This is a genomic window from Anaerotruncus massiliensis (ex Togo et al. 2026) (genome assembly GCF_030825285.1).
In the GTDB taxonomy this organism is placed as follows: Bacteria; Bacillota; Clostridia; order Oscillospirales; family Ruminococcaceae; genus Anaerotruncus; species Anaerotruncus massiliensis.
In genome coordinates this window covers 1-23246 of sequence record NZ_JAPJQF010000041.1, presented here as the reverse complement: position 1 = coordinate 23246, position 23246 = coordinate 1, and the positions used below count along the sequence as shown (strand labels likewise).

The following is a 23246-nucleotide window of genomic DNA, read 5'->3' as shown; positions in this document are numbered from 1 at the left end:
CCCCGGAAGCACTTCCGGTACGGTTCCGGAGACTTGCCGGCAGAGGCATTGCGCCTGCGGCGCGGCGGCGGGCGGGATGCCGTACACCCGTCCGCTGATCCGTGAAGAGGGCGCCGCCGACTTTGGCCGCAGGCCAACCGGAGGCGGCGCTGGGGTCGCAGGGGCGCAGCCCCTCGCGCCCTTCTTTGGTTCCTTTCTTGGGCAAGCAAGAAAGGAACTCGCTGTCGGTCGACCACCGACAAACTATACCGCTCACTGAGCGGTATGCCTAAGGACCGCCGTCGGCCGACTACCGACAAACTGCGCCGCTCGATGAGCGGCAAACCCAAGAATCCCCCTCGGCGGGCAGCCGAAAACAATTATAAGGTCAGCTGCTCTCCGTAATCCTCCTCGCGGGGCATCATGCCGGCGGCCGGGAGGGTCTTGGTGCGGAACCGGTGGGGATTCGCGAGCATCCCTTCGCTGAACGGCTTCACCGAGGCGACGCGGTGGTTTTTCTTCTGCGTCATAACCGCGACGCCCTGCGTGGTGCGGGTCGCCTTGGAGGAGACGGCCCCGGCGTTGGCCAGCAGCATCCGCCCGGAGGAGGAGGTCATCAGGAAGTCCTCCCCGCCCTCGATCTGGAAGCAGGCCGCGAGCGGCGACGCGTCGGAATAGGCGCCCAGCAGTTTTTTGCGGTTTGTCTTGGTGGCGTAGCCCGAGAGGTCCACCTTCGCGGCCTTGCCGTTTTCAAAGAAGAAGAGCATGTAGCCCGCGTAATCGGCGGTGACCGCCATATAGACGGCGCTTTCTCCCTCGTCCATGCCGAGCTTGGCGGGGATGTAATCGCCCAGCACGCTCGCCTTGCCGTCGTCGAAGTCGCTCGCCTTCGCCTTGTAGACCTGCTGGCGGTCGGTGAAGAAGAGCAGGTCGGTGTTGTTGGTCGCCTCCACCTCGCGGGCGACGGCGTCCCCCTCCTTGAGCTTCTGCTCGCCGCTCATGCGCAGCGACTGGGGGGTGATCTTCTTGAAGTACCCCTCCCTCGTAAAGAAGAGGTGCACCGGATAGTCGGGAACCAGCGCCTCAGGCTCCTCCTCGTCCTCGCCCGACGGGTAGTAGAGGAGGCTCTTCCGGGGCTTCGCGTACTTCTTGCTGACCGCGCGGAGCTCGTCGATGATGATCGCGCGGACCTTTTTGCGGTCCGCGAGGATCTCCTCCATCCCGGCGATCTCCTTTTTGAGCTGGTCGGTCTCCTCGACCCGCTTGAGGATGTGCTCGCGGTTGAGCTGGCGCAGCTTGATCTCCGCCACATATTCCGCCTGCACCTCGTCGATGCCAAAGCCGATCATCAGGTTGGGAACGACCTCCCGCTCCTCGGCGGTCTCCCGCACGATCCGGATCGCCTTGTCGATGTCGAGCAGAATCTTTTTGAGTCCCATGAGCAGGTGGAGCTTTTCCTTCTTTTTGCCGAGCTGGTGATAGACGCGGCGCTTGACGCAGCCCTCGCGGAAGGCCGCCCACTCCTCGATCAGCTCCTTAACGCCGCAGACGCGCGGCATTCCGGCGATCAGGACGTTGAAGTTGCAGGAGAAGGTGTCCTCGAGCGGTGTGATGCGGAAGAGCTTGCGCATGAGCGCGTCGGGGTCGGCACCCCTCTTGAGGTCGAGGGTGAGCTTGAGGCCGGAGAGGTCGGTCTCGTCGCGCATGTCGGCGATCTCGCGGATCTTGCCGCCCTTCACGAGGTCCACGATCTTGTCCATGATCGCCTCAACCGTCGCGGTCGGGGGGATCTCGGTGACGTCGATGCAGTTGTTCGCCTTGTCGTAGCTCCAGCGGGAGCGCACCCGCACCCCGCCGCGTCCGGTCGCGTAGATCTTGCGCAGATCGTCCTCGTTGTAGACGATGTAGCCGCCGCCCGGGAAGTCGGGGGCGCGCAGCGTCTCGAGGATGTCGTGGCCGGGGTTTTTGAGCAGCGCGATCGTCGTGTCGCACACCTCGGCGAGGTTGAAGGGGCAGATCGAGCTGGCCATGCCGACCGCGATGCCGATATTCGAGTTGACGAGGATCGACGGGAAGGTCACCGGAAAGAGGGTCGGCTCCTTCTGGGTGTTGTCGTAGTTGTCGACCATGTCGACGGTGTCCTCGTCGATGTCGCGGAAGAGCTCCGCCGCGATCCCGTCGAGCTTGACCTCGGTGTAACGGCTGGCGGCGTAGGCCATGTCCCGGCTGTACGCCTTGCCGAAGTTTCCCTTGCTGTCCACATAGGGGTGCAGCAGCGCCTCGTACCCGCGCGACATGCGCACCATCGTTTCATAGATTGCCTGGTCGCCGTGAGGGTTCAGCTTCATCGTCTGGCCCACCACGTTCGCCGACTTGGTCCGCGCGCCGCTAAGCAGCCCCATCTTGTACATCGTGTAGAGCAGCTTGCGGTGGGAGGGCTTGAAGCCGTCGATCTCGGGGATCGCGCGCGAGACGATCACGCTCATCGCGTAGGGCATGTAGTTGCTTTCGAGCGTCGTCACGATCGGCTGCTCAATCATCACCCCGGCGTTCTCGATGACCGCCGAGGAGTTCACCGGTTTTTTCGGTTCCTTTTTGGGTTTCTTTGTTGCCATTCACTGCACCTCAATACTGTTTTGCGCCGGCCTCCGCCGCGGGAGCGCGGGCGCTTATGAGAGGTCCGCCAGCTCCAGATACTGGTAGCCGTTTTCCGCGATAAACTCCTTGCGTCCCGCCAAATTGTCCCCCAAAAGCAGGTCGAACATGTCGGAGGTCTCCTTCGCCTGGGAGGGGGTCACCTTGATGAGGCGCCGCGTTTCGGGGTTCATCGTCGTCAGCCACATCATGTCCGGCTCGTTTTCACCGAGTCCCTTGGAGCGCTGGACCGTGTATTTCGCGTTCCCGATCTCCTCGAGCGCGTGCGTCTTCTCCTGCTCGGTGTAGGCGAACCAGGTCTTGTCCTTCGTCGTGATCTCGTAGAGGGGGGATTCCGCGATGTAGACGCGGCCCTCCTCGATGAGGGTCGGCGCGAGGCGGTAGAGCATCGTCAGAATCAGCGTGCGGATCTGGAAGCCGTCGACGTCCGCATCGGTGCAGATGACGATCTTGTTCCAGCGCAGGCCGTCGAGGTCGAAGGAGGAGAAGTCCTTGTTTGCCTTGGTCGTGACCTCCACGCCGCAGCCGAGCACCTTGAAGATGTCGACGATGATGTCGCTTTTGAAGATCTTGTCGTAGTCCGCCTTGAGGCAGTTGAGGATTTTGCCGCGCACCGGGATGATCGCCTGGAATTCGCTGTCCCGGCCGAGCTTGCAGGCGCCGAGCGCCGAATCGCCCTCCACGATGTAAATCTCGCGCCGGGAGACGTCCTTGGTACGGCAGTCGACAAACTTCTGCACCCGGTTGGACATGTCCACCGTGCCGGCGAGCTTCTTTTTGAGGTTGAGGCGGGTCTTCTCCGCGTTCTCCCGGCTGCGCTTGTTGATGAGCACCTGCTCGGCGATCCGCGCCGCCTCGTCGGGGTTCTCGATGAAATAGACCTCCATCTGGTGGCGGAGGAAATCGTTCATCGCCTCATAGACGAATTTGTTGGTGATCGCCTTTTTGGTCTGGTTCTCATAGGAGGTCTGGGTGGAGAAGTTGGAGGAGACGAGCACCAGGCAGTCCTCCACGTCCGCGAAGGTGACCTTGCTCTCCCCCTTCTGGTACTTGCCCGCGTTTTTGATGAGGTTGTCGATCATGTAGGTGAACGCGAGCTTGACCGCCTTTTCGGGGCTTCCGCCGTGCTCGAGCCAGCTCGAGTTGTGGTAGTATTCGCATCGGCTCACCCGGTTGGAAAAGCAGAAGGCCACCGACAGCTTCACCTTGTATTCCGGCTTGTCCTCCCGGTCGCGGCCGCGGCGCTCCGCCTTCCAGAACTGGATGGGGGTGAGCGTCCCGTCACCGGCGAGCTCCGCCACATAGTCGACGATGCCGTTTTCATAGCGGAACTCCGTCTCCTCGAAGCCGGAGTCCGCCTGGTTTCTGAGCAGGAAGGTCACGCCGTCGTTGACGACCGCCTGCCGCTTGATCGTGTCGGCATAGTATTCGAGCGGGATGTCGATGTCGGTGAAGACCGCGAGGTCGGGCCGCCAGCGGATCTTCGTGCCGGTGGCGCGGCGGCGGGTCTCCTCCTTTTGAAGGCCGCCGACATTCTCCCCGTGCTCGAAATGCAGGGAGTATTTAAAGCCGTCGCGGTAGATCTCCACGTCCATGTATTCGGAGGAATACTGGGTCGCGCAGAGCCCCAGCCCGTTGAGGCCGAGGGAGTATTCGTAACTCTCCCCCTCGTTGGTCTGGTATTTGCCGCCCGCATAGAGCTCGCAGAAGACGAGCTCCCAGTTGTAGCGCTCCTCCCGCTGGTTGTAGTCCACCGGGATGCCCCGGCCGAAATCCTCGACCTCGATCGACTGGTCGCGGTAGCGGGTGATGAGGATCTTGTCCCCGTACCCCTCGCGCGCCTCGTCGATCGAGTTGGAGAGAATCTCAAACATCGCGTGCTCGCAGCCCTCCAGCCCGTCCGAGCCGAAGATCACCCCCGGGCGCTTGCGTACCCGGTCGGCGCCCTTGAGGGAGGAAATACTCTCGTTGCCGTAATCGGCGGTCCGTTTTTTTGGCATTTGCCTGCCTCCGTCTTTCTGTAATGCGGGAAATTCGCCCAGACGCAAGTTGTACGCCCGCTACGGGCGTACAACCTCGTAAAATCCAGCTTTTAGTTTACCCGTTTTTGCCGCGTTTTGTCAAGCGCGCGGCGGGCGCAGGCGCGCCATGTAGTATTCGTCGGCGTACTCCCCGTTCCGGATCGCCCCCATCCGCTTGGTGCCCTCGATCTCGAAGCCGAGCGACTTGTAGAGCCCGATGGCGCGGGCGTTGTCGGTGAACACGGTGAGCTCGACGCGCGTGAGCATGAGCCAGTTGTCCGCCACGTCGAGCGCCGCCTCCATCAGCGCGCGCCCGACGCCCCTGCCCTGCCAGTCGCGGTGGACCATGATGCCGAACCCCGCCGAATGGCGCATCCGGCCGGGATAGACCTGGAGGCCGGCGGTGCCGACGATCTTCTCCCCGCCCCCCGGCAGCGGCACGGCCGCCGCGAACTGGTGGTCGTCGGGGCCGAGGCCGTTTAAGTATGCCTCGCAGAACCCGAGCCGCTCGGAGGGAAGGGCGAGGATGTTTTCGCGCACGCCCTCCATGACGCGCAGCGCGTGGATGCCCTCCGCGTCGGACGGCCTGCATGGGCGTATGATAAATTCGGACATGGCGTTTCCTCCCGTCATTTGTGGAACAGGGCGCGGATCTTATCCCACAGCCCGCGCCTGGGGGCCGCCGGGGCCACGGGCGCCGCCTGCGGCTGCGCCGGGCGCATCACCGGCTGTACCGGGCGGGAGGCGCGCACCCGCGCCGACTCCTCCGCGCGCATATAGGCGAGCTTGAAGAGGTCGATCTGGCTGTCGATCGGGGGCTTGTCGTTCTTGACCGGCTCGTATTCCCCGTCGGAGAGCAGCCGCTTGGCCTTGACGTTGTCGGAGAACTCGAGGTCGAGCAGGTTCATGATCCGCGCCTTGAGCTTCTCGTCCCGGATGGGGGCCGCGACCTCCACCCGGCGCTCCATGTTGCGCGTCATGAAATCGGCGGAGGAGATGTACATCCGGCTGCGCTCGGGCGTGCCGAACACGTAGATGCGCGAATGCTCGAGGAACCGCCCGACGATGCTGACGACCTCGATGTTGTCGGTATGGCCCGGCACCCCCACCCGCAGGCAGCAGATGCCGCGGATGATCATGCGGATTTTGACCCCCGCCATCGACGCCTCGATCAGCTTGTCGATCACGTCCTTGTCGGTGAGGGAGTTGATCTTGACGGTGATCGCGGCCGGGCGGCCCTCCCGCGCGGCGATGATCTCCTGCTCGATGAACCGCAGCACCATCGGCTTCATCGAGACGGGCGCGGCCACGAGGTATTTGGTGTCCCCCACCGGGTTGCCGGTCAGGATGCCGTTGAAGATGCGGGTGCCGTCCTCGCCGAACTCACGGTCGGCGGTCATCAGGCAGAGGTCGGTATAGAGCCGCGCGGTGCTCTCGTTGTAGTTGCCGGTGCCGATCTGGGTGATGAAGCAGATCTTTTCCTCCACCCGGCGGGTGATGACCAGCAGCTTGGAGTGGACCTTGTATTCGCCCAGCCCGTAGACGACGTTGACCCCCGCCTCCTCGAGCCGCTTGGACCAGATGATGTTGTTCTCCTCGTCGAACCGCGCGCGCAGCTCGACGACGACGTGGACCTCCTTGCCGTTCTCCGCCGCCTTGATGAGCGCCGAGACGATCTGGCTCTCCCGCGCGACCCGGTAGAGGGTCATCTTGATCGACAGCACGGTCGGGTCGTCCGCCGCCTCGAGCAGCAGGGAGATGAACGGCTTCATGCTCTCGAACGGATAGGAGAGCAGGATGTCGTGGTCCTCGATCTGGGGGATCATCGGCCTGCCGGGCGTGACCAGGGAGGAATCCTGCGGCGTGAGCGGCGGGTAGAAGAGCCCCGGAAGCCCGCGGCGCTCCATCTTGGAGCAGAGGGTGAAGCCGAAGCCCATGTCGAGCGGAGAGAGGTTGAAGAAGACGCGGTCGCGGGTCAGCTCGAGCTTTTTGCAGAGCTGGTCGATGATCGCCTCGCTCGCCTCCCCCTGGAACTCGACGCGCACCGGCATCAGCTTGCGGCGGTTCTTGACCATCTCCTCCATGACGCTGCGGTAGTCCATGTCGTGGTCGTACATCGCCTCGTCGACGTTGATGTCGGCGTTGCGGGTGACGCGGAAGATCGTCTTGGCCACGACGACATAGCCCTGGAAGATGTGCTCGCAGTAGCGCAGCACGAGCTCCTCGAGCAGCACGAACTTGTTCTTGTCGAACGGCAGGTAGACGATCCGGTCGAACCCGGTGGACACGGGGATGATCGCCAGCTTGACGAACTCCCCCTTGGTTTTGAGCTGGGTGCAGATGTAGGTCTCCTTGTTGCGCAGGAAGGGGAAGGGATGGTGCTTGTCAATGATCTGCGGGGAGAGCATCGGCAGGATCTCGCCGCGGAAGTAGTTCTCCAGAAAGACGGTCTGCTCCTCGGTGAGCATCGAGAGGTCGAGATGCTCGATCCCCTCCCCCGCCATATCCGCCGAGAGGCGTTTGTAGGCGGCGTCCTTCTTTTCGATCAGCGCGCGGGTGTCCGCGAAGATCGCCTCGAGCTGTTCGGCGGGGCTCATGAGGGACTTGTTGTCGATCGCGTCCGGATCGAGCAGCGACGCGTCGGTCAGGGTGCCCACCCGGATCATGAAGAACTCGTCGAGGTTGCTGCCGAAGATCGAGAGGAACTTCAGCCGCTCGAGCAGCGGAATCGACCCGTCGCACGCCTGTTCGAGCACGCGCAGGTTGAACTTCAGCCAGCTGAGTTCGCGGTTCTGGTAGAGGATCGGGTTCGTGTTGTCGTTCATATTGCGTCCCCCCGTGACATTTTACAGGTTCTTTGCAGAGAAAAAAGGGAGTATTGCCAATCCGGCAATACTCCCTGTTACAGATCAGTTCTTCTTGTTATTGAATATTGACAGAATGTCGAAGAAATTATCGTCGTCGTCCCCGCCGGCCTCGGTCGCGGGAGCGCCGGGCTCCGCCTTGCCGTCGGTCTTTTTGCTGAAGCTGTAGTTGGGGAGGGTGAAGTTGCGGTCGCTGTCGAAGCCGGTGGCGATCACCGTGACCTTCATCTCATCCTGCAGCGAATCGTCGAAGGTCGCGCCCCAGATGAGGTTGACGTCGGGATGCGCGGCCTCGTGGATCATCGAGGAGGCGACGTCGATGTCGTCCAGGTCGATGTCGGGGGAGGCGGTGATGTTGACGATCACGCCCTTCGCGCCGTTGATCGAGGTTTCAAGGAGCGGGGAGGAGATCGCCGCTTCGGCGGCCGCGCGGGCCTTGTCCTTGCCCGAGGCGCTGCCCACGCCCATGTGGGCGTAGCCCGCGTCCTTCATGATCGCGGTCACGTCGGCGAAGTCGAGGTTGACCACGCCGGGGATGTTCACAAGGTCGGAGATCGACTGGACGCCCTGCTTGAGCACGTCGTCCGCCGCGGAGAAGGCGTTCTGGAGGGTGATCTTCTCCTCCGAGATCAGCTTGAGGCGCTCGTTGGGGATGACCAGCAGCGCGTCCACATGCTCGCGCAGCGCGGTGACGCCCATCTCCGCCTGCTCCATGCGGTGCTTTCCCTCAAAGTTGAAGGGCTTGGTGACGATGCCCACGGTGAGGATTCCCATCTCGTGGGCGACCTCCGCCACGACGGGCGCGCCGCCCGTCCCGGTGCCGCCGCCCATGCCTGCGGTGATGAAGACCATATCGGTGCCCTTGAGCGCCGAGGCGATCTCGTCGCGGCTCTCCTCGGCGGCCCGCTGGCCCTTTTCGGGGTTGCCGCCCGCGCCCTTGCCGCGGGTGAGCTTGTCCCCGATGTGCAGCTTGTATGTAGCATGCGAGCGCAGAAGCGCCTGGTTATCGGTATTGATCGAGATGAATTCCACACTCTTCATCCCCGACTGCACCATGCGGTTGATGGCGTTTCCGCCGCCGCCGCCGACCCCGACCACCTTGATCGAGACAACGTTCTCACTGTCACTGGCCATGTCGAAGTTCATTAACATCGCGGTTCCCCCTGTGCAATTCTATAAAATGGAATCCTGCAAGTCCCTTATCATCCAAACGCGCAATTCGATATACTATTAAATATTATCTTATCAGATTCAGCCTGATAAATCAATAGCAAACGCGCCCGGCAAGGCAAAATGTAATATTTCCCTCACGCCGCCGGAGAGGCCGGCGGGGAGCTTTCCGGAGCGGCTTCCGACGGCGCCGCGGAGGACTCCTCCGGCGCGGACGAGGGGGCCGTGCCCGGGATCGTCGCAAAGAGGTCGTCCTGCGGCGAGGCCGAGGACGCCGCCTCCTCCGAGGAGGAGCCCGCCGCCTCCGCGCCGCTCGAGGGCGCGGTGCCCGGGATGACCGCGAGGTCGGGGTTGTCCGAATGGACGGTGGGCTTTTTGTCCCCCTCCCCGGCCTGCGCGGCGGCGGTGAGCCGCCGTTTTTCCAGCTCCTGCCGGATGTCCCCCGGCCAGGAGTAGATCTCGTTCGTGGTGGGCGCGAGCGACACGTCCAGCCTGCCCTCGAAGGTGTCGGACAGCTCGTCCTCGATCACCTTCTTCGCGAAGCGCAGCTTGTAGGGCAGCTCGGTGCCGCCGCCCAGGTCGATCAGCAGGCGGTTGTCGTAGACGAGCATCATGTCGAGCTGGTTGGAGAAGTCCACGAGGGAGACCTTGCCGAAATCGGTCTCCTCGACCGCGTCCATCAGCCGGGAGAGCAGCAGGAAGCCGTACGCCTCCTTATCCGCCTCGTCCGTTTCCTCCTTGGTGTAGCCCTCGCCCAGCTTTTGGCCCACCTTGGGGTCGTAGAGGTACATGCCCGTGACCGTCATCACGTCCTGCGGCACCGACGCCGCGCCGATCTCCAGCACACGGCCCGTCTTGCCGATGACCACGTAGCCCGCCGCCGTGGATACCGCGCCGAGCGGCTTTGCCTGCGCGATCTCAAGGGTGAGGGTCGCGGGCAGCGTCCGCCTGAGGGCCACCCCCTCGACATAGGGGAACTGCTGGGTGAGCTTCTTTTCCACCCTGCGCGCGTTCACCCGGAAGAGGTTGTCCCCCACCTTGACGCCGCTGGCCTCGATGATCTCCTCCGCGGCGTACTTGGTGACGCCGGCGACCTCGAGCTTTTCGATCCGGAAGAAGACGGTCAGCGACAGTACGGCCACGACCGCCGCCGCGACAAGCAGGATCAGCAGATAGTAGAGCGTCTGGCGGCCGGTGCGCTTCCTGCGCCGGCGCGCGCCCGCGGCTGCCGCCGCCTGCGCCCGGTCGGGCGCGCGGGGCGTTCTGCCGCCGAATGAAAGGAGCTTCTGCTTCATGACGTCCTCCGTGTATCATAGTCCCCGGCAGGCCGGATACCAGTATACCGCGTATCCGCCGCGGATGCCTGCAAATCCTGTCGAACCGCCGCGCGGGACCTGATTTTCACTTCCCGCGGCCGCCCCAAAAGGGGCCGGCCGTCGGATTTGGCCGCGCGGCCGCCGCACGGCCGGGATGCGGCCGCGGCAGGGAAAGCCGCGTGCCCGCCCCCGCGGGCGCGGGCGGCGGTGCCTGGAAACGTGCTTATTATACCACGCGGGAGGCGTTTCGCGCAATCGCGGCGGCGGGGCAAATTTTCCCACCCGTCAGGGGACCCTGCGGATCGCCGCGCCGATCCCGCGCAGGTTCTCCTCGAAGTTCTCATATCCGCGGTCGATGTGGCCGATGTCCAACAGCTCCGTCTCCCCCGCGGCCGCCAGCGCCGCCACCGCGATGGCCGCGCCGCCCCGCAGGTCGGTGCAGTGCACCGTCGCGCTGTGCAGCTCCTTCACCCCGTGGACGAGTGCCACGCGCCCCTCCACCTTGATGTCCGCGCCCATGCGGATGAGCTCGGGCACATGCTTGTAGCGGCTCTCGAAGATGTTCTCCACAAAGATGCTGCTCCCCTGCGCCACGCACGCCGCCGCCATCAGCGGGGACTGCGCGTCGGTCGGGAAGCCCGGATAGGGCATCGTGCGCACCATGCTCATCGCGCGCAGCGGGCGCGCGGCGGTCAGGCGGATCTCCTCCGGCGCGGTTTTCAGCCGGCAGCCCATCTCCTCGAAATAGGGCAGCACCGCCGCCAGGTGTTCGGTGCAAACGCCGTCAAGCGTCACGTCTCCCCCCGTGACGGCCGCCGCGGACAGGTAGGTCGCCGCCGCGATCCGGTCGGGGATGACGCTGTGCTCGGCGGGGTGCAGGGACTTGACGCCGGTGATGTGCAGGTCGCCGTCCGGCGTGGTGCGCACCCTGGCGCCGCAGGCGTTGAGGAAGGCCGCCAGATCGGAGATCTCCGGCTCGCGCGCCGCGTTTTTGATGACCGTCTCCCCCTCGGCGAGGGAGGCCGCGATCATGATGTTTTCGGTCGCGCCCACGCTGGGGAAGGGCAGCGGAATGCTCGCGCCCCGCAGGCGGTCCTTCACCGTGCAGTTGAGGTAGCCGTGGTCCTCCTCGATCGTGACGCCGAGCTTTTCAAGCGCGGCCAGATGCAGATCGATGGGGCGGGGCCCGAGCTCGCACCCGCCGGGAAGCGAAATGCGCGCGTGGCCGCATTTGGCCACGATCGCCCCGAGAAAGACGATCGACGAGCGCATCCGGCGCATCAGCTCGTCTGGGATGCAGCAGCAACAGGAATCGGCGGCCCCGACGAGGATGCTGTCCCCTTCGCGCCGCGTTTCGGAACCAAGATGCTGGAGGATGTTGCAGGCGGCGTCGACATCCGTCAGGCGGGGGCAGTTATGTATCACACAGTCTCCCGACAGCAATGTCGCCGCCAAAATCGGCAACACGGAATTTTTCGCCCCGTGGACCCGCAACCGACCCTCCAGCCTTTTTTCACCTTCAATTAGCAGTTTCGGCATCTTCACGCACCCTTTCGCTTTTCGCAAGGGTACGGGAAGCCCTTGCAAAACCATACTATGCCGCATGGTCCCGCCGGGTGAAAGGGCAAATACGTGTAAAAGGGGACGCTTTCGCGTCCCCGGCGAAAATTACGCCTTGTAAAGCGCCATGATTTCCGAATAGATGCGTTCGTTCGCGTCGATGATCGCCATCGCCTGGGCGTTGCGGCCCAGCCGCCGCAGGGTCTGCGGGTCCCGGCAGAGCTCCTCCACCCGGCCGCTCAGCCGCTCGGGGGTCAGGTCCTTTTCCTCGATGACCACCGCCGCATCGTGCTCCGCCAGCACCATCGCGTTGTGGTACTGGTGGTTCTCCGCGACGTTCGGCGAGGGGATGAGCACCGACGCGGCGCCGCTCGCCTCCAATTCGGAGAGGGTCATCGCGCCCGAACGGGAGATGACGAGGTCCGCCGCCGCGAGGCAGTCGGGCATGTCGTCGATATAGGTGCGGATGTCGAGGCCGGGGGCGCAGGGGTCCACCCCGGCGGCGGCCAGCATCTGCGGGAAGCGGTCCTTTTCGATCGAGCCGGTCGCGTGGATGTGGAAGACGCCGCCGCGCCTCTGCTCCCACGCCATCAGCCCCGCGACCGCCTCGTTCAACCGGCGGGCGCCGAGGCTTCCGCCGAAGGAGACGATGCACACCCGGTCCCCCACGCCGAACTTTTTGCGCGCCTTCTCCCGGTCGGCAAAGAGAATCTCCTCCCGCACCGGGTTGCCGGTCACGATGTATTCCCTGCCCCGCGGCAGGTATCGTTTGGCCTCCTCGACCGAAATCAGCACCTTATCCGCCGTGCGCGCGAGCACCTTGGTCGTCACGCCGGGGAAGGCGTTCGACTCGTGGGTGACCGTCTTCACCCCCAGCTTGGCCCCTTCCCGCAGGATCGGCCCGCTCACATAGCCGCCCGTGCCGACGATCATGTCGGGGGCAAAATCGCGGATGAGCTTTTTCGCGCGGCCCCACGAGAGCATGAGGCAGCCCACCGAGCGGAAGTTGTACCTGACGTTGAACCAGGTGAGCTTCCTCTGGAAGCCCATGATCTCGATCGGCGCGAAGGCGAAGCCCGCCTTCGGGACGAGGCGCGCCTCCATCCCCTTGGGGTTGCCCGCAAAGAGGATCTCCACCTCGGGATGGCGGGCCTTGATGAAGTTGGCCACGGCGATCGCGGGGTTGATGTGACCCGCCGTCCCGCCGCACGCAAACAGAATTCTCATGTTGTCAGAGCCCTCCCAATCATCCCATATCCCGTCCCCGGCCGGGCAGGCCGCCATGTCTCCTCCGCCGAAGGCTCCTCTTAAGGTTCCGTCCCGCTAGGCCGGGCAGGCCGCCGCTACTCCTTCTCGAGGTTGGTCTGCCGGGAGACGGACAGGATAACCCCCATCTCCGCCAGGAGCATGACGAGCGCCGTACCTCCCGATGAGAAGAAGGGCAGGCTGATGCCCGTGTTGGGGATCGTGTTGCTGACGACAGCGATGTTTAAAATCGTCTGCACGCCCACCTGCGTCGTGAGGCCGATGGCGAGCATCGAGCCGAACCGGTCGCGGCAGCGCATCGCGATGACATAGCCGCGCCAGATGAGCAGCACGAAGACGAGAATGATGAGCGTCGCGCCGATGAAGCCGAGCTCCTCGCACACGACCGAGAAGATGAAGTCGTTCTGCGGCTCGGGCAGATAGAGGTGCTTCTGGCGGGAGTTGCCGATCCCGACGCCCATGAGCCCGCCCGAGCCGATCGCGTAGAGCGACTGGATCGTCTGGAAGCCCTTGCCCTGCGGGTCGATCCACGGATCGCGCCAGTGCTGGATGCGGCTCATCGCGTAGGGGATGACGCCCGGTATTAATACGATGACGACGACCGCCGCCGCCAGCAGCAGGCCGCCGATCATGAACCATTTCAGGTCGGTGCCGCCCACGAACATCATGATGATGCCGATCGACAGGATGAGGATGGTGCCGGACAGGTGCGGTTCGAGCAGCATGAGCAGGACCACGATGCCCATCAGCGCCAAAAACGGCCAGACGCCGTATTTGGGGTCCTTCATCCTGTCGTAGTTGGTGGAGATGAGGTGCGCGAAGATCAGCACGACGGCGAACTTCGCGAGCTCGGACGGCTGGAAGGTCGTAAACCCGAGCGGGATCCACCGGCGCGCGTCCTCGCGGGTATGGACAAAGAGCACGAGGATGAGCAGGAAGACGGTGCCGATGTAGATGAGGAAGGCAAACCGGTGCAGGATGTGGTAGTCGATGTTGGCGACGACGAACATCCCGATGATGCCGACGATCGCGAAGAGCAGCTGGCGGGAAATGTAATAGAAACTGTTGCCCGTCTCGTAGTAGGCGGACGCGTAGCTCGCCGAAAAGAGCATGATCAGCCCGATCGCAAGCAGAATCAGCACAAGGAACATAAAGGTCAGGTCGATGCCGCCCTTCTCTGCCCGGATGCGTTTTTTACGGGTTTTCCCCGCAGGCCGTGCCGCTTCCATCGGCAAGCACCTCTTTTCCGTTGGATTGATTTCGCCGGGGCCCCGCGTCACAGCAGGAGCACCGACCAGACGGCCAGCGCGCCGCCGAGGAGTCCCACGAGGGCGAAGACCGAGACGATCTTCACCTCGCTCCATCCGCACATCTCGAAGTGGTGGTGGATGGGGCTCATCTTGAAGAGCCGTTTGCCGTGGGTGGCTTTAAAGTAGCAAACCTGGATGATGACCGAAAAGGCCTCGCACCAGAAGACGACCCCCGCGAAGACGAGCAGCAGCGGCATCCCCACCTGGAAGGCGAGCGCCACCACCAGGCCGCCCAAAAAGAGGGAACCGGTGTCCCCCATGAAGACCTTGGCGGGATAGAAGTTCCAGACGAGGAAGCCGAGCGTGCCGCCCGCGAGAGCGGCGGCGATCACGCTCGCCTGGCCGAACTGGAGAATCCCCGCGATGACGAGGAAGACCACCGCATAGACGAAGGTGACCGACGAGGAGAGCCCGTCGAGGCCGTCGGTGAGGTTGACGGCGTTGACGAAGCCGGTGATGATGATCATCGCCAGCAGGTAGTAGAAGGGCCCGAGCTCCAGCGTGCCCAAAAAGGGCACCGCGACCGCCGTCGAGCGGTCCCCCGCGATGTAGAGCATCACGAGGTAGAAGACCCCGATGACCAGCTGCATCAGGTATTTCTGGCGCGCCGTCAGCCCGAGGTTGCGGTGCTTGACCACCTTGATGTAGTCGTCCAGAAAACCCACCGCGCCGAACGCGAGCGCCATCGCGACCCCCGCAAACAGCTTTATATTACCCCGCGGGTCGCCAAGATATCCCTGCGCCGCGGGCGAAAGCCAGAGGGTCGAGACCCCGATCACGACCGCCGCCGTGATGCCGATGATGAACATGACGCCGCCCATGGTGGGGGTGCCCTGCTTCTTCTTGTGCCAGGCGGGGCCGATGTCGAGGATCGTCTGGCCGAACTTGAGCTTGTGCAGGAAGGGGATCATCACGAACCCCAGCAGGGCCGTGACGGCAAACGCGACCAGCGTGATCAGGATGAGGGTCATGCCGCTATTCATTCACAACTTCTCCCTTATACAGTCCTTCGAGGATCTCCTCCATGCGCATGCCGCGGCTTCCCTTGACCCATACGGCGTCGCCCGGGCGGATCTCCTCCCGCAGGCGCGCGAGCAGCTCCTCCTTATCGCCGAAGAGCTCGACGGGGATGCCCCCCTCCGACGCGCCCTGTCGATAATAGCACGCATCGCCGCCGTATGCAAGCAGCAGGTCGATCCCCTTTTCGGCGGCGAACGCCCCGATTTCCCGGTGCGCCCGCTCCGAGATCGCGCCCAGCTCGAGCATCCCGCCGAGCACCGCGATCCGCCTGCCCGTGCAGGGATGGCCCGCCAGCGTCTCGAGCGCGGCCCGCATCGAGTCGGGGGAGGCGTTGTAGCAGTCCTCCACCACCGTGATCCCCCGCCAGTGCACCACCTTTTGGCGCATGCCGGAGGGCATGTATTCGCGCAGCGCCGCCGCGCATTTTTCGGGCGGGATATCCAGCGCCAGCCCGGCGGAAAAGGCCGCGAGCGCGTTCAGGACGTTGTGCCGCCCCGCGCAGGGGATCGTCACCGGCAGCTCGCCGAATTCGCCGCAGAGGAGGAAGGAGGTCACTCCCTCCCCCTCGCGGAGGTCCTTCGCCCGCAGGCCGCAGGCGGGGTTTTCAATGCCGTAGAAGCGCACGTCGAGGCGGGGGATCCGCACCCGCGAAAGCAGGTCGTTGTCCCCGCAGAGGAGGAGCGGCGCGCCGTCGGGCAGCGCGTCGGCCAGCTCCAGCTTGGCTTTCAGGATGTTTTCGCGGGAGCCGAGCCGCTCCAGATGGCTCACGCCGATATTCGTGATGACGCCGACGTCCGGCCTTGCCACGCCGGCCAGCGCCGCGATCTCCCCGAGCCCCTGCATCCCCATCTCGACGACGGCCGCCTCGGTCGTGCGGTCGAGGCGGAAGAGGGTCTTGGGGAGCCCGATCTCGTTATTGAGGTTGCCCTCCGTCTTGAGGGTCCGGTAGGCGCAGGAGAGCACGTCGGCGATCATCTCCTTGGTGGTCGTCTTGCCGACGCTTCCGGTGACCCCCACGCAGCGGATGGAGAATTTGGCGCGGTAGGCCTTCGCGATCTCCATCAGCGCGCGCTGGGTGTTCTTCACGTAGAGCACGGTGCCGGGGCCGTAGTCGCGCCGCTCGTGCGCGACTGCCGCCGCGGCGCCCAAACGCAGGGCGGCGGGGATGAAGTCGTGCCCGTCGAACCGCTCCCCCTCGAGCGCCACGAAGAGGCAGCCCTCCGGCAGGCTCCGGGAGTCGGTCGAGATCACGTCGACCGCGCCGGGATAGCTCCCGGGACAGCCGACCGCCCGCGCGATCTCATCGATCGTCATGCGTTCCATTGCGTCACCCCTTTCGTCTTGCCAGCAGATCCAGCACAATCTGTTTTTCGTCGAAGCAGATCGTCTCCCCCTTCAGCACCTGGTAGTCCTCGTGGCCCTTGCCCGCCAAGATCAGCACGTCGTCCGGCTGTGCGTGGTCGAGCGCCCACTCGATCGCCGCGTAGCGGTCGGGGATGATTTCATACGGGGTGTCTGGGTGCTCGAGCAGGCCGGGCTTCGCGTCCTCGATGATCTGCAGTTCGTCCTCGTCGCGCGGGTTATCCGACGTGAGGATGACAAAGTCGGAGAGGCGCGCCACGATCTCCGCCATCTTTTTGCGCTTGGTCCGGTCGCGGTTGCCCGCGCAGCCGAAGAGGGTCACGACCCGCCCCGCGGCGAACTTCTGCATCGTCGTGATGATCTTTTCGAGCCCGTCGGGGCTGTGGGCGTAGTCGCGGATGACGGTGTAGGGGGTACCGGTCGGGAGCACCTCGATGCGCCCGACCACGCCCTTGCAGCTGCACAGCCCCGCGGCCGCCTCCTCCACCGTGAGCCCGGCCGCGATGCAGCTGCACGCGGCGGTCATCGCGTTGGCGACCGAGAAATCCCCCGGGATTGGCAGGCGCACCCGCGCGATCTGCCCCTTCCCCACCAGCATGAACCGGCTGGAATCGGGCGCGGGGCGGATGTCCTTGGCGGTGTAGTCCGCCTCGTCCGACTGGGTGGAGAAGGTGATCTTCGGACAGGTAATCTCCTCCGCGAGCCGCTGGCCGTAGGCGTCGTCGACGTTGACGACGGCGGTGCCGCACATCGAAAAGAGCTTCTTTTTGGCGTGGTAGTAGTTTTCCATGTCGTGGTGGTAATCGAGGTGGTCCTGCGTCAGGTTGGTGAAGGCCGCCGCCTCGAAGCGGAGCCCCGCCAGCCGCTGCTGGTCGAGCGCGTGGGAGGAACACTCCATCACGACGTACCGGCACCCCGCGTCCGCCATGCGCGAAAGCATCCCGTGCAGCGCGAGCGCGTCGGGGGTGGTGTGCTTGGCGGGCAGGACGATGTCGTCGATCTCGTTGTGGATGGTGCCGATGAGCCCCACGCGGGCGCCCGTGGTTTCCAGAATGTGCTTGACCATGCAGGTGACCGTCGTCTTGCCGTTGGTGCCCGTCACGCCGATGAGGCGCAGCCGCCGCGCGGGGTTGCCGTACCAGTTGCCGCAGAGCAGGCCGTAGGCGAGATGGGTGTCCGCGCAGAGGATCTGGTTTTGAAGCCCCAGGTCCCGCTCGCACACGACCGCCGCCGCGCCCGCCTCGACCGCGCCCTTCGCGTAGCCGTGCCCGTCGGCGCGGGTCCCGCGGATGCACACGAAGAGCATCCCCGGCTCCACCTGCCGTGAATCGGAGGTGACGCCCTTTATTTCACAGTCCTTGACGGAGCCCTCGTATTCGACTCCCTCGAGCAGCTTGGAAAGCAGCATGTTGTGGACCCCTTTCAGGAAAAGATGCCGGCCGTCATTCGGTGACGGGAGCGGTGCTTTCAACGCACTGAATGGTGACGACCGTCCCGGCCTCCACCTGCTCGCCCGCGGCGGGCGTCTGGGAGGACACCACCTGGTGGGTGCCCTCGATCTGCTCGCCCGAAATCGAGATGTTGAGCCCCGCGCCCACGATCGAGCGGTTGGCCTCCTCGACCGTCTTGCCGACCACGTCGGGCACCGGGATGAGGTCGCCCGCGCCCTCCTCCTCGGTGTAGAGGACGATGGTGCCGCCCTCGGGGATCGTCTCGCCCGCCTCGGGGATCTGGCGGAGCACCTTGGTGCCGTTTCCGACGACGCGGTATTTCAGCCCGCTGACGCGGCATTTGTACTGGGCGTCGTGCAGGTCGAGGTTGATGAGGTATTCCGCCTTGGTGGCGACGTTCGCGAGCTCCTCCTCGGTGTACTGCGGCTCGATGCCCATGTAGGGCAGGGTGTCCGCCAGCACCGCGCCGACGATCGGCGCCGCGACGGTGGAACCGTAGGCGTTGTAGATGTCCGGGTCGTCGATCAGCACGAGGCAGGCCACCTGCGGGTCCTCCACCGGCGCGAAGCCGAAGAAGGAGAGGGTGTTCGGGGTGCGGCCCTCCGACTTGAGCTTGGGGCTGTCGAGCTGCTCGGAGGTGCCCGTCTTGCCGCCCACGCGGTAGCCGGGGATCTGCGCCTGCCGGCCGGAGCCGTTGGCGACGACCTGCTCGAGCATGAGGCGCATCTCCTGGGAGATGTCCTCCGAGACGACCTGCCGCTTGACGACCGGCTCGGTGTTGGAGATGACGTTGCCCTCCGCGTCGACGATCTGCTTGACGATGTAGGGCTGCATCAGCTTGCCGCCGTTGACCGCCGCGCTCGCGGCGGTAATCAGCTGGATCGGCGTGACCTTGAAGGTCTGGCCGAAGGAGCTGGAGGCGAGGTCGTTGATGGTGTAGCGCGCGTGGTAGATGCTCGTCGCCTCGCCGGGCAGGTCGATGCCCGTCTTCTCGGTGAGGCCGAAGTTGGAGAAGTATTCGGCGAAGTTCTGCGCGCCCATGCGCTGGCCGATATCGATGAACGCCGGGTTGCAGGAGTTCATGATCGCGTGCTCGAGGTCCTGCTGGCCGTGGCCCTCGCCGCGGCTCGCCCAGACCCAGCAGTGGTAGGGGGTGCCGTTGACCGTCGTGGCGCCCGAGCAGTAGAAGGTCGACTGCCGGGTGACCGCGCCGCATTCCAGCGCGCCCGAGGCGGTGATGATCTTGAAGACCGAGCCCGGCTCATAGGGGTCGGAGATCGCGTAGTTGCGCCACTGGGCGTACCACGCCTCCCGCAGCGCCTGGTCGTACTGCTCCTTGGTGGCGACCGTCTTGAGGTTTTCGAGCTCCTCGCGCTTTTTGTCGTCGAGGATCTCGTAGGGGTTGTTGGGGTCGAAGTCGGGCTTGGAGGCCATCGCGAGCACCGCGCCCGTCTTCACGTCCATGACGACGCCCGTCACCCGGTTGCGCACCTTGTGCTCGGGCAGCGCGATCTCGAGGTTCTTTTCGAGGAAGTGCTGGATCGTCTCGTCGATCGTCAGCACGAGGGAATCCCCGTCCTTGGCGGCGTACTCCTGCGAATATTGCAGGTCCATGTCGACGCCGCGGCTGTTCTTCATCGAGACCACGCGCCCCGGCGTGCCGGCGAGCACCTTTTCGTAGTAGCTCTCCAGCCCGTAGGCGCCGTGGTTGTCGTCGTTGGCAAAGCCGAGCACCGCCGAAGCGAAGTTTCCGTAGGGGTAGTAGCGGCGGGTGTCCTGCTCGAGGAAGATGAGCCCCGTGAGGCCGTTCTCGCTGACAAAGGTCATCAGCTCATCCGCCTGCGGCTTCTCCACCTTGGTCTTGACCACCTGGTAGAGGGTGCCCTTGAGCGCGAGCTTCTTCTGGATCGACTCCTTGTCGAGCTCGAGAAACTTCTCGAGCGCCGCGGTGACGTCCGACTCCTTTTCGGGGGTGTCGATCAGCCCAGGCGCGACGCACACCGACCAGACGGTCGCGCTCTTGGCGAGCGGGTTGCCGTTGGTGTCGTAAATCGTGCCGCGCTTGGCCCCGATGCGCTCGCTGCGCAGCTGCTGCTGGAGCGCGCGCGCCTGGAGGGCCTCGCCCTCGACGACCTGCAGCTTGAAGAGCTGGTGCAGAACGACGCAGAAGCCGAAGACGATCATCGCCACCAGTACGACGATCATCCGGCTTCTCATATGATAGGTTGGAGGCTTTGCCATCTTAATATACCAGTCCTTTGCAAAAGTTACGGGCGCGCAACCCCGCGAACCGGCGGGATTGCCGTCGAAAAGGGCGCAAAATGCGAGGAAAGCAAGAAGTACGGACGGGTACGCGGTCCCTCCCTCAATCCTTCTTGCTTTTCGTGCCACTCTATATTTATGGATGCGCCATCCGTTTTAGTCCTCGCCAAGCCGTTCCTTGACGTTGATGATCGCCAGCTCGACCTTGTCGAACAGCGACTGCTTGGGCGATTCGCTTGTCAGTTCGATCTTTTCCCCCTCGCTCAGGTCCACGTAGGTGACCTGGCTTTTGTCCACCGGGAACATGCCGAGCGTCTGCGTGGCATAGTCCTCAACGTTGCGCAGAGAAATTTTGGCGTCCAGTTCCGCCGTCAGGCGGGTGTATTCGCTCTGCTCCTTTTCGAGCAGCGAGGTCTGATGGGCGATCTGCTGGCTCAGCTCGGTGAGCACCGCGCGGCTGTAAAGCATCGTGACCACGATCCCCACGACCACCGCGGCCGCCGCCACAATGCCCAGCACGGTGGCCGTCCGGCGGCGCGCACGCGCCTTGACGCCGGGGTTCGCCACGACCAGGGTCGGCCTTTTCACCCGCATCCGCGGCTTTGGCTGGAACCGGTCCAGATCGTAGGCAACGCTGCCGTTTCCGGCGTATCGCGTCTGCATGGCGCCTTCCCTCCTTCTATAGTTTCTCAATGATGCGCAGCTTGGCGCTCTTGCTGCGGCTGTTGGCCGCGAGCTCCGTTTCCCCCGCCTCGATGGGTTTTTTGTTCACGAGTTTCCCTTTGGGCCGGTTGCCGCACACGCACACCGGAAAGTCCGGCGGACAGGTGCAGCCCCTGCAAAGCGCCGCATACCGCTGTTTGACCATGCGGTCTTCCAACGAATGGAAGGTGATGATTGCCATGCGCCCGCCGGAGCGGAGTCTTTCAAACGTTTCGCCGAGAAAAACAGACAGGCTGGAGAGTTCCCCGTTTACCTCAATTCGGACCGCTTGAAAGACGCGCTTTGCAGGATGCCCGCCCTCGCGTCTCGCCCTTGCGGGGATCGACGCGCTAATCAGTGTTGCCAGTTCTCCGGTAGTGGCAATGGGGCGCTGCGTTCTGGTTTGCAAAATATGTTTAGCGATCATCGGCGCGAATTTCTCCTCGCCGTAATCGCGGAACACCCGGCACAGTTCCTTGAAGTCATAGCCGTTGATCACGTCGTAGGCGCTCAGCCCCGACTGGGACATGCGCATGTCGAGCGGCGCGTCGTGCATGTAGGAAAAGCCCCGCTCGGGGGTGTCGAGCTGGTGGGAGGAGACCCCCAGGTCGAGCAGGATGCCGTCCACCCCGTCGATCCCCAGCCGGTCGAGCACGCCGTTCATCTGGGAAAAATCGCTCTGCACGACGACGGCGCAGGGATAGGGCGCGAGCCGTTCGGAGGCGGCCTTCACCGCGTCGGGGTCCTTGTCGAGCGCGACCAGCCGTCCGGTGGTCAGGCGCTTTGCGATTTCGGAGGAGTGCCCCGCGCCGCCCGCCGTCCCGTCGACATACACGCCGTCCGGGCGGATGGCCAGGCCCTCGATGCACTCGTCCAGCAGGACGGGGCGGTGTGAAAATTCCGCCATCGCCTAGAACCCCAGCTCGTCCATCGCGGTCGCGATGGACTGGGCCGTAAGCTGCTCGTTCTGCTTCTCCCAGCGCTCGCTGTCCCAGATCTCGGCGCGGTTGGAGACGCCCGCGATCGTGACGTCCCGGTCGAGCCCCGCGTATTCCCGCAGGTGCGCCGGCAGGAGCACCCTGCCCTGCTTGTCCGGCTCCGCCTCGGCGGCTCCCGCGAAGAAGAACCGGTTGAGGGGGGCGGATTTGCTGATGGGCAGCTCGTGCAGCTTTGCCGCGAGCTGGTCCCACTCGTCCACCGAGTAGACGAAGAGGCAGTTGTCGAGCCCGCGCGTGATGATAAAACGCTCGCCCAGCTCCTCGCGCAGCTTCGCGGGGAAGTTCACCCGGCCTTTCGCGTCGATGCTGTGGGTGTACTGTCCTGTGAGCATTTTATCACCTCCCTCCGGGCTTGTCCACCACTTGGGTGGCGATTCCTCCACTTTTAACCACTTTTCACCACTTTTACCTCTTTATTATACTTGCCGCAGATAAAAAATGCAAGTGCTTTTCTTTTCCAGCAAAAAAAAGACGCCGAAATTTTCGGCGTCTTTTTGTCGAATTTAGCCTGTTTTATCCCCTCAAAGCCCCATTCGGGAGCGGGTTTCCAGCATTTGGCCGCCGCGCGGGAACTGTCGAAACTTTCCAGCAGAAACAAGGGCCGGAAGCACCTTCGCGCGCGCGATGGAAAAGAAGTGCCCGGACGGCTCAATCGTCCGCGTCCTCCCCCCACGGCGCCGGTTCCGGGGCGCGCCGCTCGCGCTCCGCATTCTGCTGCAGCCTCCAGTCGGCGACCAGCGCCGCGTCCCGCTGGGCGTCCAAGACCTGCACCTTCCCGTCGCACCCCATCGCCTCCGCAAGAAGCCGCAGCAATTGCAGCGCGCTGGTGAAGGAGACGCGCACGTTCCTGCCCACCCACGTCAGAAAGCCCTGCCAGCTGTCGTTCTGCCGGTAGATCACCTGCACGACGAAATCGTACGGCTCCTGCATGGTGGTTTCCAGCTCCCGGCGCCGCTCATACCGGAGCGTGTCCAGCGGAACCGGCTGGCGGTTCGCCTGGAGCTGGCGGCGGCTGCTGAAATAGCGGACATCCCTGTCCGCGCAGGGAAACCGGAGGTAACGGTAGATCGCGTCCAGTTCCAAAAAGAGGTCCCCGAGCCCGTAGAAGCTCACCGGCTCCGGGAGGTAGACGTTGCTCAACGTCCCGGCGGGCTGCCCCTCCGCCTCCCGGCTCAGGCGGATCAGGACGATCTCCGCTTCGGTCCCCAATTGGCCGTAGTTGACTTTCATGACCTTCCATCCTTTCGCAAAAGAAAAGCTCCGGCCCCGGAATACGGCCCGGATTGCAACATAATGCGTATTATGTTGCA

18 protein-coding genes are annotated in these 23246 nt (G+C 64.2%); all 18 read right to left on the bottom strand.

Annotated features, from left to right (window positions below; translation table 11 throughout):
• Positions 1-359: 359 nt before the first annotated feature.
• Positions 360-2594 (bottom strand): DNA gyrase subunit A, encoded by a 2235-nt coding sequence (locus RCI06_RS11105; RefSeq protein WP_306576124.1) that lies wholly within the window; start codon positions 2592-2594, stop codon positions 360-362.
• Between the two features lie 54 nt (positions 2595-2648).
• Positions 2649-4634, bottom strand: a complete 1986-nt coding sequence (locus RCI06_RS11100; RefSeq protein WP_306576122.1) for a type IIA DNA topoisomerase subunit B — start codon at positions 4632-4634, stop codon at positions 2649-2651.
• A gap of 120 nt (positions 4635-4754) precedes the next feature.
• Positions 4755-5270 carry a GNAT family N-acetyltransferase gene (locus RCI06_RS11095; RefSeq protein WP_101549406.1) on the bottom strand — a complete coding sequence of 172 codons (516 nt, stop codon included), beginning with the start codon at positions 5268-5270 and terminating at the stop codon, positions 4755-4757.
• Positions 5271-5284: 14 nt separating this feature from the next.
• A complete protein-coding gene (gene ppk1, locus RCI06_RS11090) occupies positions 5285-7480 on the bottom strand; it encodes a polyphosphate kinase 1 (RefSeq protein WP_306576120.1) in 2196 nt (731 codons plus the stop codon).
• Positions 7481-7564: 84 nt separating this feature from the next.
• Positions 7565-8671 carry a cell division protein FtsZ gene (ftsZ, locus tag RCI06_RS11085; protein WP_101549402.1) on the bottom strand — a complete coding sequence of 369 codons (1107 nt, stop codon included), beginning with the start codon at positions 8669-8671 and terminating at the stop codon, positions 7565-7567.
• 155 nt (positions 8672-8826) lie between these two features.
• Positions 8827-9984, bottom strand: a complete 1158-nt coding sequence (locus RCI06_RS11080; protein WP_276872303.1) for a cell division protein FtsQ/DivIB — start codon at positions 9982-9984, stop codon at positions 8827-8829.
• A gap of 306 nt (positions 9985-10290) precedes the next feature.
• The gene (gene murA, locus RCI06_RS11075; RefSeq protein WP_256152396.1) at positions 10291-11544 is read right to left on the bottom strand and encodes a UDP-N-acetylglucosamine 1-carboxyvinyltransferase; all 1254 of its coding nucleotides are present in this window, start codon (positions 11542-11544) and stop codon (positions 10291-10293) included.
• A gap of 129 nt (positions 11545-11673) precedes the next feature.
• Positions 11674-12792, bottom strand: coding sequence for an undecaprenyldiphospho-muramoylpentapeptide beta-N-acetylglucosaminyltransferase (gene murG / locus RCI06_RS11070; RefSeq protein WP_306576118.1), 1119 nt, complete (start codon positions 12790-12792; stop codon positions 11674-11676).
• A 116-nt stretch (positions 12793-12908) separates the two neighbouring features.
• Entirely contained in the window at positions 12909-14060 is a 1152-nt protein-coding gene (gene ftsW, locus RCI06_RS11065) for a putative lipid II flippase FtsW (RefSeq protein WP_101549395.1), read from the bottom strand.
• Between the two features lie 47 nt (positions 14061-14107).
• On the bottom strand, positions 14108-15124 hold the full coding sequence (mraY, locus tag RCI06_RS11060) for a phospho-N-acetylmuramoyl-pentapeptide-transferase (RefSeq protein WP_101549393.1): 1017 nt from the start codon (positions 15122-15124) through the stop codon (positions 14108-14110).
• Entirely contained in the window at positions 15117-16484 is a 1368-nt protein-coding gene (gene murF, locus RCI06_RS11055) for a UDP-N-acetylmuramoyl-tripeptide--D-alanyl-D-alanine ligase (RefSeq protein WP_306576117.1), read from the bottom strand. Before murF ends, mraY begins: the two co-directional genes overlap by 8 nt.
• Positions 16485-16488: 4 nt before the next feature.
• Complete coding sequence (locus RCI06_RS11050; RefSeq protein WP_306576115.1) at positions 16489-17931, bottom strand: UDP-N-acetylmuramoyl-L-alanyl-D-glutamate--2,6-diaminopimelate ligase; 1443 nt, start codon at positions 17929-17931, stop codon at positions 16489-16491.
• A gap of 34 nt (positions 17932-17965) precedes the next feature.
• Positions 17966-20179: a penicillin-binding transpeptidase domain-containing protein gene (locus RCI06_RS11045; protein ID WP_306576114.1), complete on the bottom strand. Its 2214-nt coding sequence runs from the start codon at positions 20177-20179 to the stop codon at positions 17966-17968.
• A 213-nt stretch (positions 20180-20392) separates the two neighbouring features.
• On the bottom strand, positions 20393-20899 hold the full coding sequence (locus RCI06_RS11040) for a cell division protein FtsL (RefSeq protein WP_101549386.1): 507 nt from the start codon (positions 20897-20899) through the stop codon (positions 20393-20395).
• A gap of 16 nt (positions 20900-20915) precedes the next feature.
• Positions 20916-21845, bottom strand: a complete 930-nt coding sequence (gene rsmH / locus RCI06_RS11035; RefSeq protein WP_306576112.1) for a 16S rRNA (cytosine(1402)-N(4))-methyltransferase RsmH — start codon at positions 21843-21845, stop codon at positions 20916-20918.
• Between the two features lie 3 nt (positions 21846-21848).
• Positions 21849-22268: a division/cell wall cluster transcriptional repressor MraZ gene (mraZ, locus tag RCI06_RS11030; RefSeq protein WP_101549382.1), complete on the bottom strand. Its 420-nt coding sequence runs from the start codon at positions 22266-22268 to the stop codon at positions 21849-21851.
• A gap of 53 nt (positions 22269-22321) precedes the next feature.
• The gene (locus RCI06_RS11025) at positions 22322-22534 is read right to left on the bottom strand and encodes a hypothetical protein (RefSeq protein ID WP_306576110.1); all 213 of its coding nucleotides are present in this window, start codon (positions 22532-22534) and stop codon (positions 22322-22324) included.
• Positions 22535-22584: 50 nt separating this feature from the next.
• A complete protein-coding gene (locus tag RCI06_RS11020) occupies positions 22585-23166 on the bottom strand; it encodes a hypothetical protein (RefSeq protein WP_101549380.1) in 582 nt (193 codons plus the stop codon).
• Positions 23167-23246 lie beyond the last annotated feature (80 nt).